The sequence below is a fragment of the Chryseobacterium sp. PTM-20240506 genome, assembly GCF_048296755.1.
GTDB lineage: Bacteria > Bacteroidota > Bacteroidia > Flavobacteriales > Weeksellaceae > Chryseobacterium > Chryseobacterium proteolyticum.
The window spans coordinates 4,694,550-4,707,290 of sequence record NZ_CP182581.1; the positions used below are offsets into that span (position 1 = coordinate 4,694,550).

Here is a 12,741-nt window from a genome sequence, read left to right on the forward strand (position 1 = left end):
CTTTTATATATTATCAGTTTTTTATTAATATTATTATTATCCTTATTTTATTTTACTTCAAAAGTACCATTTTTTCTACAGCTGTGGCACTTCCTTTGCATTTTTCTTGGTTTTGACTTTTTGCAAATATCTTAAAAATATATGTTCCCTTCCCAACAGTTGCCCCAAAATCGTCTCTTCCATCCCATTCAATTGCCTGACGTGGCGTTCTAAAGCCCTGTAGGAACGGTTCTGCAACTACAGCCTGTGATAAAGTTCTTACCAATTTTCCTGTTATTGTATAGATCTGAACATTTACATTCAGAATATCATCACAATTATGCTCAAACTGAACATACGTTTTATTGGTAAACGGATTCGGCCAGTTAAGAGGTCTGTTGATTACCAGATGCTGATCCGCTTCATCCTTAACTTCAAAGTTTAACGTTGCAGATGTAGAATTATTGTTTATATCCCAAACTTTAAATGATAATTGATGCTGACCTACCGATAAATTCCTGAAAGGGTAGGTTACATTTCCTTTCTGATAATCTGCAAGACTCGGACTCAGACATCCATTTCCTTCTCCCGAAGAATAAAAATCGTTTAAAACAATAGTATTGATGATCTGGCCATCCAAATATACAGTAATATCATGGCCAATACCGGATCCTGTTGAATTTATTCCTGTATCATCTGTGATACAGGCAAGCAACATCGGATTCTGGTCTGTAATACCTCCATCCGCAAAGTTTGTATTGTTCATGTACAGCTTTACCTTAGGGGGCTGGCTGTCATTAATTCCGTTCGGGTTAATATCTCCAACCTGTACCGCCTGATTATTGAATACGTCCGTAGCTTTATTGTCAGCATATCCGAGGATTCTTCCTTCACCTACGGCATAATTAATATCTTTCGGTACATAAAATTCTACAGTGAATACCCCATTCACAGCAGTACCTGACGCCTTCACAATAGCACTTCCTTCTTCAGTATATTCAAGGATAGGGGTGAGATTTCCGTCGTTATTCAATGTTTTTTTATTAAGCCTCTTATCGAAGATATTGATAACCACTCTTCCGTTAAAAGAGGTATTAATACTTCCGTTTGTATTGTTGATATGTCCTTTTACTTTTACAAAGTCCAGACCTCTGATCAGTCCCGGTACCGGAGTTTCTATAGCATCGATTACCAATAACCTTTTTGGTCTGCTTAATTTCATAGCAGGATCACCCAGAAGGTTTACTTTCAAGTGGTCTGCTTGCGGACCTTTTTGTCTTTTAGCATTTAAATGGGCAACACCAAGGGTTTCAAAATCATCATTCACAAGTTTGAAAATATCTTTGGTGTAAAGGTCTGTAAAATCACGACCATAATCCACACCAATAGCACGGCTTGAGGTGATCATTGTTGCCGGCCCTCCCTGTTTCATTTTTAGAAAACGTTCTCCGGCAGAAAAGGTTTCCGGTTCATCCCAGAGCGTAAATTCACAAGTAATCGTAGACACGAATGGAAATCTGCTGTACACATTAGAAAAGTTATTGGCATTATTGATCTCATCAAGGGTTAGCACTCTTTCCTGAGCCCATCCGCTGATTCCTCCATGTCCGAAATAAAACAGGTACATACTGTTTCCGATATCATTGGAGATTGCCTGGTTTACCTGTGGGTATCTTTGTCCACCTGCTGTACTCTGAGCCTGAAAAGCATCCAGATAGAGTTTTCTTACATTATATTCTTTAAGATTTGTAGATCCTGGCTGTTCGAAAACTGTTGCTAATGTAGTGTTCATTACATCATGGAAAGGACCTCCGCCATCATCATCATCATCTACTACGAAATCAAGCTTCATACGCCATTCCCCAAAAGGAGTTGACTGCCCCGGTAAAGAATTGTAATATGCAAGGGTTTTATCCATCATTACCGCTGCTTCAGTAGCATTTGCCGCAGGAAGTCTTCCTACCGGCACATCAGGTAAGTTATTCGGGATCGAAGCAGAAGTTTGTGGTTTTGTCATTACGATATAATCATCGGTAACAAACGAAGTAATGAAATCTGAAGACTGTTCACTTTCATAGCTGGATACCACATTGGAATTGTTAGGAACCCTATTTTTATAATCGTAAGAGGTATCACCCAGAATAAAGACATACTTTAAACTTCCCAGTGGTGTATTTAATTTGGTTATAAAATCACGGATAGCAGTAAGATCTTTACTTCCGCTTCCAAATTCATTATAGATCTTATTAACATCTACAATCTGTACATTATAATTATTTTTAGTCTGATGGTAGTTGGCAAGCCTTTGAGCCTGGGACATCATTTCAGGGACTGTAATAATCAGATAATCTACATTTTGTAATCCCGAGAGGTTCTGGTTGGCAATTCTCTCTACGAATTGAGGAGAATAAGCGGCATCAGCCTTAAATGCAACAAATTCGTTATTGAAATTTAAATCAGAAGTAATATACCCGAAATTAAAATTACCACTTCCCGTTGCTTTGTTGACTCTTCTGTTGGCATTGGTGATATCCGTGACATCCCAGATCTGTTCCAATCCCGCCGTATTGCTTACACTGAATCCATAACTGGTGTTGGATCCGCTTACAAGGGAAAAATCCCTGAAATTCATCTGTGACCCGTTATATCTAAGGTCTTCTTTATATTGAACTTCGGCATAATCAAAATAAAACAAACCATTAGGATTTGTTGCGATGTTCGGTTTGTAGTTGATCGTAAGCTGATTGCCACTTAAATTGGTAACATCTCCAAAATAAACATATGGAACATAATCAGGGTCCGTTGAACCGGACGAAAAAGGCTGAGCATTTTGATTATTAATATCAAAAGTTATACTGTTTCCCTGAGACTTATATCCAATTACCCGTGTTCTGTATTTTACGGGATCGCCGCCCAGGATTGGAGTGGTGAGGTTAAAAGTAACCGATTTGTCGGTGGTAAACGGAGCTTCTTCTGTCCAAACCCTTCCGACTTTCATGATGTTTTTCTGATCATTATTGATCACCTGGTAATTATCAAATCGTGTAATTAGTGGGGAAGCCGGCAGGTTGGCATCTATAGGCTGAACCCTTTTTCCCGCACCTTTATCAAAATTGATGTAGTAATAGGAAAAATCTTCATAAATATTCTTTACGTTTTCACTGCGGTCAATTCTTTCTTCCGCTCTTTTGAATCCTTTACCATTGGAACTATTATACAGATTGTATCCATTAGGTCCCTGAGCATAGAATAGGGCATAATCATTATCGTTCCATATTCCATCATCTTCACCCACTACCTGTATGGCGTTTTCCTGAAGAGCACTGTATTTTACATCCTGGTTATATTCCGGTAACATGATTCCTCCGTTCCCATATATCCTGAAATTTCTTGGATTTACAGATGAAGGATTGATCCCGTTATCCTTTAAAAACTGAGTGGTAATTTTAAAAATACCGGACTTGTCTACTTTAATTTTATAAAAAGCGCCGCTAGCCAAAGGGTTGTTGGTCGTTCCCACCTTAGCTGCATTCATCATCTGATTAGAGCCGTTTCCTTCTGAAATTTCAAATGATGAAAGTCTTTGTATTCTTCCTTTTACATTTTTAAACAGGCCAACATGTACGCTGGCGTATTGTTCCCCTTCTGAGTAATAATAAGAAACATTAGAAACATCATAATCAGGTAATGCGTTTTTGCTTAACTCAAATAGCTCCCGGTTTGAAACTGCTTCCCAAACTAAATTGGAAATTTTTAATTGCTTTTCACCTATTTTTTGTGTGGTTATTATAAAAATGTTATTTTGGCCATATGAAAATCCCTTATTTTTAAAATTGGGAAGATTGATTTTTGTGTCTCCAAAATCTTGAATTTTTGATCCATCCCACTCGATGGTGATTCTTTGAGCATAAATAGTTGATACAGAAGTTAATAGAAGTAAAAACGTAATTATTTGTTTCATGTTTGTTTTTGAAATTACTAAATTACAAAATAAATGAAAATTTTATAATTAAATTGCGATACAATAAAATTAATTTGTTAACGTTTTTCAAAAAAATCAAATGATTACTTGATTTATTGAATAATTTATTTTTTCTTTGTACTTTGAAAATATTTATATCGACTATGAAAAAACTAAAGTTGTTTTCATTAATAGCATTAAGTTCTACACTTGCATTAACCAGTTGTGGTGGATCAGGTACCAACAAAGGTGGAGGTACTAAAAAATTTATCAGTAAGACGGGTTGGAAACCAAACGAAAAACAAGGTTGGTTTTTTGCAGGAAAGCAACAAAAACAGAAAGGTTGGCCGGGGATGGTATATGTAGAAGGTGGAACTTTTACAATGGGATTAGTGAAAGATGATGTCATGCACGATTGGAATAATTCGCCTCGCAGAATGCAGGTAAGTTCTTTCTTTATCGGTGAAACAGAGATTACTAACTACGAATACCGCGAATACCTTACATGGTTGAAGTATGTGTTCCCACCTAGTGATCCAAGTTTTAAGGAAATCTATAATGGTGCCTTACCAGATACCTTATTATGGGATAACAAACTATCTAGAAATGATTACAACGAGACGTATTTCCGTTCTCCGGAGTTTGATTACTATCCGGTAGTAGGTGTTTCCTGGACTCAGGCAAACAGATATTGCGAATGGTTAACAGACAGAGCTAATGAAAAAGCTTTAATGTCTGCAGGGATCATCGCTAAAGATTTGTATATCAACGAATCCAATAATCAAGGAGGAACTGCATTTAACATGGATAAATTCAAAGCGAATGATCCTGAAATGCAAGGATATATTAACGAACAAAGAATGCAGCAAAAAACGGGTTTGAAAACAACCAACCAAAGATTGCTTGCTGCTAACAGAGCTCCAAACTCTGCAATGGTTCAGAAATTCAGACTTCCTACAGAAGTTGAATGGGAATATGCAGCGCTTGGTATGGCTAAAAACAGAGAATATAACCAATATCTTGGAAAGAAGCCTGAAATTGAAAGATTAAGAGGTACCAAAGGAAGAGACAGAGGAATGTTCCTTGAAAACTTCAAAATGGGTAGAGGAGATTACTCAGGTATCGCAGGTTGGAAGAATGACGGTTCTGCAAGAACTTCAGATGTTAGACAATATCCGTCTAACGATCTTGGAATCTATGGAATGTATGGAAACGTGTCTGAATGGACAGCGGATGTTTACAGACCTATTATTGATGAAGATTTCAGTGACTTCAATTACTATAGAGGAAATATGCCTCAGGCTGTTGTAAAGAACGGAGACGGAACTTACAAAATGGTAGATGAAGGAAGCATTAAATATGATACTTTAGCTGACGGAAGATTAGTTTACAGAAACTTACCTGGACAGTTTGAAAGACAAACAATTGCTGATTACAGAAATTACAGAGACGGTGACAGACAATCTTCTTTAGAATACTATAAAGCCGGAGATTCTGCAACAGCATATGATATGTACAACTCTCCTAAACAAAGATTCATTGTAGACGGAAGCGGTAAAGTAATACTGCAAAAAGATACCAGAGACAGAACATCTGCTATGTCTAACGACATCAGAGTAGTAAAAGGTGGTTCTTGGCAGGATACTGCATACTGGCTGGATCCGGGACAAAGAAGATATAAAGATCAAAACAGAGCTTATGGCTGGATTGGATTCCGTGTCGCTCAAGATGCCAGAGTTGCTGACAAGAATAGAACTAGAAGATAATATTTATCAAAAAATAATTGAAAAAAACCTTCCTAAATACAGGAAGGTTTTTTTATTTTTGAACTATGAATATAGAACAGTTTTATCCTTTGTTTCTGCAAGCTAATAAAGTTACTATTGACAGCAGAAAAATAGAAAATAATGATATTTTCTTTGCCTTTTCAGGAGATAATTTTAACGCAGCTACTTTGGCAGAAAAGGCTGTTTCCGAAGGCGCTTTGGCAGTAATTGTGGAGGATAAAGAATATGAAAATACAAATGGAAATATCTTCTATGTTCCTTCTACACTGGATTTTTTACAGGCTCTTGCCATACATCACAGAAATAAGCTGAATATTCCATTCATAGGGCTTACTGGGAGTAATGGAAAAACAACTACAAAAGAACTGATCCATGCTGTTCTTTCTGAAAAATATAACGTGCAGTATACCTACGGTAATCTGAATAACCACATCGGAGTTCCTCTTACCATTTTATCCATCAGACCTGAACATGAAATGGCGGTAATAGAAATGGGAGCAAATCATCAGAAAGAAATAGAACTGTTATGTTCGCTATCGAAACCTGATTTCGGATACATTACCAACTTCGGGAAAGCACACCTGGAGGGATTTGGTGGATTTGAAGGGGTGATCAAAGGAAAATCCGAATTGTATGACTATCTGAAAACATTCCATAAGACTATTATTGTTAACGAGAATGATGAGATACAGCGCGATAAAACAGAAAATTATGATCCTAAAATCACATTCGGAAAACCAGATTCGGATTATTATTTTGAGGCCTTTTCAGAAAATCATTGTGTAGGTTTATCTTATCAGGGGACCAGAGCATTATCTAAGCTTACAGGGAATTATAATTTTACAAACCTTTGTGCAGCAGTTAGTCTGGGGCTTCATTTTGGAATAGAAATTAGTAAAATACAACATGCTATTGAAAGCTATACGCCGACCAATATGCGATCCCAGATCGTAAAAAAAGAGGGTAGGACACTTGTTCTGGATACTTACAATGCTAATCCAAGCTCAATGACGGCCTCTCTAAATAACTTTGTAACTTTTGAAGGAGCCAAGGCCATTATTATTGGTGATATGCTTGAGCTGGGAAATGAAAGTGAACTGGAGCATCAGATCATTTTAAAACAGGCATTGGACCTGGGTTTTGATCAAATCATCACTGTTGGCAGAAATTTTAAGCAAATAAATCAATCAACACTATCTTTTGAAAATACCCAGGAATTAATAGAATACCTTAAACTGAATAAAATTCAATCAGAGAATATTCTATTAAAAGCTTCACGGGGTATATCGCTGGAAAAAGTGCTGGATTTTATTTAGGCTGGCCGTCCCTGAATTCAGTGACGATCAGACGAATGTTTTTAAAAGTATTTGGAAAAACTTCATTTTCTATTTGAGTGTTGTTTTTCCATGCTACCTCTGTAATACCTTCTTCAATCTGAGGTTTAGAAGTGTCTTCACCATTAAAATTCATTTCGAACCAATGGGTACATTTCAGGATTTTTTCACCGTTTCTTTCTACGTAGATATGGTAAGTGGTGTTGATGAATTTTACTAATTCAACATCCTTAAGTCCTGTTTCTTCCTCGATTTCCCTAACAGCAGATTCCTCACGGGATTCTCCTTTTTCCATTTTTCCTTTGGGAAGATCCCATTTGCCCAGTCTTTTGATGAAAAGCATTTCACCTTTGCTGTTATTCACAAGCCCGCCTGCTGCCTCAATAATTCTGAAGAGACTCTGAAATTCTTTCCAAATAGTATCAATATCGTCTCCGAATACATTCAATTCTTTTACAGATGTATTTTCAAGAAGATCTAATGCGATTTCAAAAGTTGTGAAGTTCTCATACCTTACATTTTTTTCCAGGTTTTCAGACTGTTTAGACAGCAATAATTTTTTTTCGTTCACAAAAACTTTATACATTTGTAAGAATTTAAATACAAAAATAAAAAATGAATTTAGAAGGACGAAAAATTATTGTCAATAAATCATCTAAAGAGTTGGCGGAACTATTAAAAACACCAGACAACTATAAAGAATTTATGCCGGACGGACTTCAAAAGTTTGAAAGCAGAGAAGATGGATTTAAATTTGGACTGCAGGGGATGCCGGAAATTGCTTTAAAAATAGATGAAGTTACAGACCAAAAAGCTGTTTTGAAATCGGCAAGTTCAAGTCTGGATTTTTCATTAACAGCAACTTTAAACCCTGTCAATGACAGCCAAACGGAAGTACAAATGCTTTTTGAGGGCAAGTTTAATCCATTTATAAAAATGATGGTAGAGAAGCCTCTTCAGAATTTTATCAATACCTTAACGGATAAGATAGAAGCTTACAAGTAATATATAAACCTTCAGAAATGGAGGTTTTTTTATGCAATGATACCGGAGCTGTGATCTTTAAAGCTACCCGTAGCAGAGGATAATACATTCACTTGCTGGTTGAGTCGTAAGATCCCCATAAACGCAAATATCAATGCTTCTTTATAATCTATAAGCTGTTTTTCAGGAATAACAATTTCTGCTTTTGTTTTTGCCTTTATCTTTTCAATCAGATAAGAATTATGGGTTCCGCCACCGGTAAAAAGAATGTTTTTCAAGGCATTCTCATTGATAACTTGAGAAATTTGTTCGGCAATATGCTCAGTGAAGGTTGCCAGGAGATCAAGGGTTTCAATATTTTTAAAACTGTTAAAGATATTTTCATTACACCATTCAATACCTAAGGACTTAGGGTATGGTTGTCTATAGAAATGGATTGAGCTTAGTTTGTCCAGTAAAGCTTTTTTAACAGTTCCTTTTTGGGCAAGTTCACCATTTTTATCAAAACGTTTACCTGACTGTTCCGCTAATTTATTCAGAACAATATTTACCGGAACGATATCAAATGCTATTCTTCTATGATGAGACTGAAATGAGATATTTGAAAATCCTCCCAGGTTAAGACATGCGTCATATGTTGAGAACAATAGTTCGTCACCAATCGGGACCAAGGGAGCTCCATTTCCACCCATCAAAACGTCCTGTGTCCTGAAATCATAAATAACAGGTAATCCCGTTTCAAGCTTTATGGCTCTTCCATCTCCGATTTGTAGGGTGAACTTTTTCTGAGGCTGATGAAAAACGGTGTGCCCGTGAGAGGCGATAAGGTCAATGTTTTTTAATTGATGAGTTTCTATAAACTGATGAACCTGTTTTCCCAGATAGTAGCCATATTCAGCATTGAGCTCCAGGAGTTCTTCAGCGGATAGATGAATAGAATTCCTCAGTTGCTCTTCCCAGGTCTCAGGGTAGGGAATGGTTTCGGCAATTACAATCTGAAAACTCCACTGCTCCTGCTTTTCAAACCGGACAAAGCAAATATCCAGTCCATCTAAACTGGTACCCGACATTAAACCTATCGCTCGGAAAATCATAGAAATTATTTTTTGGATTCGGACAGTTGTTTAGAGCTGAAATCTCCGGAACTGTTAAAGAAAGTATATTCAGAGAAGTCATCCTTGGCGGTCATTCCGTTGGCGCCTACAAGCGTAGAGCCATCTTCCATCGTTACATATACGGTATCTTTGGTGTAAATACGGTTTTTCCTCTGATCCCAGTAGATGCTCTGCATGGCAAATCTTTGTCCTTCGTTGGTGGTAATTCTCACATTACCTTTTGCCTCATAGAATTTTTTATATTCGAAGATCCGTGCGTATTTGGCAGTAATTTTTCCCGGTACCTTGGGCTTTTTCTTATCAAAAAATTCAATATTGATTCCTTTTCGGGCAACTACATACGGGCTATCTATGAGCTCGTACTTTTCAATAATAGGAGCTAACGCCTTTAGTGTGACGAATCCGGAATCTCTCTGGATGATACGGGCATTATTAATGATCTGTGAAGGGAAATTTTTGCTTTGATTGCCGTTTCGTTTGGTAAGATCCTCTTCACAGGATGTCAATATAAAAAATATAGCACAACTAAAAAGGCATGCTATATTTTTTTTATATGATAAGTTTTTAAACTTCATTTTAGTTGTATAAACTCTTTCTGAACCACTTGTCAGCAAAATTAAATCCTACCCTCAGGTTGATGAAATTCTGGTTGATCAGGTTGTCTTTTAAAGTTCCGCGCTTACCAAGCTCGATACCCAGTTCCAATCCACTCATTCTCGTTATACTACTGGTTTTGAACGGAAGCATTACCCCTGCTGAAATACCAAATTTGTTAATGCTGTTATTACCGATCTTCAAACCTCCTCTTTCATAGAATGCACCATAACGGTATACTACTCTTGAGAAATAGTTTCTGAAGTTATTGTAGTTAGGTAAATACCAACCACCGGCAGATATTCTGTAGGTATCCTGGAAATCAAATGTTTTTCCAAAATAAGAAATGGTTTCTCCTTTTTTATAATCAATCTGGCCCGAAACGAACCATTGGTTTTCACTTCCATATCCAACCCCTAAAGAGGCTTGTACGGGTAAAAGATTTTTAGAGCTTGTGCTTTTCTGTTCTATGATCTGCTCCTCTTTTTTCACATCGGCAGCATAGAAATAAGTACTGTTTGTATAATCGGTAGTCATATTACTTGTGTTTCCAAAAGTAGTAGTGGCACCAATGGTTAGTTTTTTATCAGTACGGGTATTCAAATGCTGGTAGCTTGTCCCTAAAGTAAAATTAAAGTTTCGAACATTATTTTTGGTCTCGTATCCATTGATCAATTGACTATCAGCAGTAGTGATCTCGTTAAGATCATACAGATTACCGAAATAATAATTCGCTCTTAAACCTAAAGCAAATTCATTGCTTACTTTATAAGACGCAGCTATCTGTGCTGTATTTAATGTTCCTGTTCCTTTAAACCGGTTGGCAAAAACAGTTCCATCAGTGGTCGTGCTGGTATTAACAATATCATAGCTCTTTGAGCTGTAAGGTTGATAAGATAATCCCATTTTCACCTTTGAGGAGATAGGAAATGCTAATGAAATATTGGATAAATACGTAGAATGTTTGGTAGACTTCGTATTGTTATAATTCGTTTTGAAATAGTTGTTTTCGTTCGTCGCTTCAAGCTTAATACTGGTCAGTTCGAAATTCGTATTGTTTGCTGGATTGGCAAAATTGAAATTACTCGTGAAATCACTTATAAAAGCCGTTGAAATGCCACCCATAGAAGCTGTTTCAATCGTATTATCATATTTTACATCCCCGATTCCGTAAGTTGCATATGGTGAATTACTTAAACTCTGCGCATTAAGGAAATAGCCAACAGAAATGAATGATAGTACAAAGATTTTTTTCATTCTTTATTTTTAAAATAATGCGCAAATATCTTAAATATTAATGAATTGTAAAAATTTCATGAGGTTAAAGTTTGTTAAGGGGAATTATCTTTAAATCAAAAGCTGATTTTTTGTTATAAAAATAAATTTAGTCGAAGTGAGCTTCTTTTTTCTAAGGATGGAATTGTCAGGATTCCTGCAACTATACATCTTTCACAATAATAGTTGATTACATTAATGAAAAGAAGAGCTGTGCTGTAAATAGACGTTGCTTAATCTGATTTTTGTAATTTTAAAAGGCAGTTTTCTTTGTGGAAAACTGCCTTCCAACTTTTTATGTATTGTCAATTAATAATTGAGCTTATAATACTTCCAGAACCGATCTGCTATGGCTGAAGGCCTGGAAACTGAACTTTCCGTGATATTTTCCTATGCCGGAAGTTCCTACGCCTCCGAAAGGCAGAAAATGAGAGCCTACATGGATGATGGCGCTGTTGATTTCAGCATCACCACTTGTGGTACGGTTTAAAACATCATTGGCAAATTCTTCACTTTCAGAAAAAACATATAAAGCCAGAGGCTTGGGGCGATTGTTGATTTCTTCCAAAGCGACATCAATGTCAGTATAGGTCATGATGGGCAATATAGGACCGAAAATTTCCTGCTGCATCACCTGATCATCCCAGGTCACCTGATCCATTAAGGTTGCTTCGAAATGACGGGTTTCAGAATCATATGCTCCTCCGTAAATTACTTTTTCTGGTGCAGCGTCCAGATAACCTGCAAGATGTTTGATCTGGTTGGTATTAACGATTTTTCCTATTTTTCCTAAAGATCCTTCAGGATAAGTCGTTTTAAGGTAAGCTATAAATTTATTTATAAAGCTGTCTTTTACAGATTCATGGATGTAAATATAATCAGGGGCTACACAGGTCTGCCCACAATTGATCATTTTCCATAGGAAATTCTGGACACAGCTTTATCGAGGTCAGCATCTTTGTGTACTATTGTTGGTGATTTGCCTCCCAACTCCAGAGTAAGCGGAATCAGCTGTTCTGCGGCGGCTTTCATGACAATCTTACCTACATTGGGGCTTCCCGTAAAGAATATATAATCGAAAGGAAGACTTAATAGCAATGTATTTTCCTCTATAGCTCCCTGGAATACTTTAACATAGGACTCATCAAAAGCTTCATCTATAATTTTCTCGATTACCTTTGCCACATGAGGAGTGTTTTCAGAAGGTTTGATAATTGCTGTATTTCCGGCAATCAATGCACCGATCAACGGACTGAAAGTAAGCTGTACAGGATAATTGAAAGGCCCTATAATATAATTTACACCATAAGGCTGATATGTTATTTTGCTCACAATTTTTGCTCCTGAAGGATGAGGTTTGGATTCTACCGGAGTGGGTTTTGCCCATTCATCAATGTTTTCCAGTAAATAATCCAGTTCACTGGATACGATCTGAATTTCTACATATTCTGCCTCTTTTCTGCTTTTTCCCAGGTCAATATCCAAAGCTTCACATAATGCATCCGTGTGGTTAAGAAATACTTCACGAAATTTTCTTAGCTGCTCCTTTCTGAATTCAATATTTTTGGTCTTATTGGTTTTAAAAAATGCCTTTTGCTTTTCAAAAACCTCCTTAATTTTTTGTTCTGATTCTGGTGTCATAGTACTATTTTATAATGATCTATTAATCTTGGTGAAAGTTTTATCTAAATTATTCATTTTAAACTGATATC

At 36.6% G+C, this 12,741-nt stretch carries 10 protein-coding genes; 3 read left to right on the top strand and 7 right to left on the bottom strand.

Going from position 1 to position 12,741, the window contains the following annotated elements; all coding sequences use genetic code 11:
• Positions 1–52 precede the first annotated feature (52 nt).
• A complete protein-coding gene (gene porU / locus ACNFU2_RS21070) occupies positions 53–3,940 on the bottom strand; it encodes a type IX secretion system sortase PorU (RefSeq protein WP_172277264.1) in 3,888 nt (1,295 codons plus the stop codon).
• A gap of 164 nt (positions 3,941–4,104) precedes the next feature.
• Between porU and gldJ the strand changes: the two genes are divergently transcribed.
• Together gldJ and ACNFU2_RS21080 are read left to right on the top strand one after the other, a co-directional pair.
• Entirely contained in the window at positions 4,105–5,706 is a 1,602-nt protein-coding gene (gldJ, locus tag ACNFU2_RS21075; protein ID WP_172277267.1) for a gliding motility lipoprotein GldJ, read from the top strand.
• A 65-nt stretch (positions 5,707–5,771) separates the two neighbouring features.
• Positions 5,772–7,043 carry a UDP-N-acetylmuramoyl-tripeptide--D-alanyl-D-alanine ligase gene (locus ACNFU2_RS21080; RefSeq protein WP_418123040.1) on the top strand — a complete coding sequence of 424 codons (1,272 nt, stop codon included), beginning with the start codon at positions 5,772–5,774 and terminating at the stop codon, positions 7,041–7,043.
• Here ACNFU2_RS21080 and ACNFU2_RS21085 read toward each other — a convergent pair.
• On the bottom strand, positions 7,036–7,647 hold the full coding sequence (locus ACNFU2_RS21085; protein ID WP_172277275.1) for an NUDIX hydrolase: 612 nt from the start codon (positions 7,645–7,647) through the stop codon (positions 7,036–7,038). The two genes, ACNFU2_RS21080 and ACNFU2_RS21085, sit on opposite strands and share 8 nt — an antisense overlap.
• Before the next feature lie 29 nt (positions 7,648–7,676).
• Here ACNFU2_RS21085 and ACNFU2_RS21090 point away from each other — a divergent pair, with 29 nt between their 5' ends.
• Positions 7,677–8,066 carry an SRPBCC family protein gene (locus tag ACNFU2_RS21090; protein WP_172277284.1) on the top strand — a complete coding sequence of 130 codons (390 nt, stop codon included), beginning with the start codon at positions 7,677–7,679 and terminating at the stop codon, positions 8,064–8,066.
• A gap of 29 nt (positions 8,067–8,095) precedes the next feature.
• Here the strand turns inward: ACNFU2_RS21090 and ACNFU2_RS21095 are convergent, their stop codons facing one another.
• The 5 genes from ACNFU2_RS21095 to ACNFU2_RS21115 form a co-directional block, all read right to left on the bottom strand.
• On the bottom strand, positions 8,096–9,139 hold the full coding sequence (locus ACNFU2_RS21095; protein ID WP_418123042.1) for an anhydro-N-acetylmuramic acid kinase: 1,044 nt from the start codon (positions 9,137–9,139) through the stop codon (positions 8,096–8,098).
• A gap of 5 nt (positions 9,140–9,144) precedes the next feature.
• A complete protein-coding gene (gene lptC, locus ACNFU2_RS21100) occupies positions 9,145–9,735 on the bottom strand; it encodes an LPS export ABC transporter periplasmic protein LptC (protein WP_273647368.1) in 591 nt (196 codons plus the stop codon).
• A 1-nt stretch (position 9,736) separates the two neighbouring features.
• A complete protein-coding gene (locus ACNFU2_RS21105; RefSeq protein WP_172277293.1) occupies positions 9,737–11,011 on the bottom strand; it encodes a hypothetical protein in 1,275 nt (424 codons plus the stop codon).
• A 340-nt stretch (positions 11,012–11,351) separates the two neighbouring features.
• Complete coding sequence (locus ACNFU2_RS21110; protein ID WP_418123045.1) at positions 11,352–11,942, bottom strand: aldehyde dehydrogenase family protein; 591 nt, start codon at positions 11,940–11,942, stop codon at positions 11,352–11,354.
• On the bottom strand, positions 11,939–12,670 hold the full coding sequence (locus tag ACNFU2_RS21115) for an aldehyde dehydrogenase family protein (protein ID WP_418123047.1): 732 nt from the start codon (positions 12,668–12,670) through the stop codon (positions 11,939–11,941). The genes ACNFU2_RS21110 and ACNFU2_RS21115 overlap by 4 nt, the downstream gene beginning before the upstream one ends.
• Positions 12,671–12,741 lie beyond the last annotated feature (71 nt).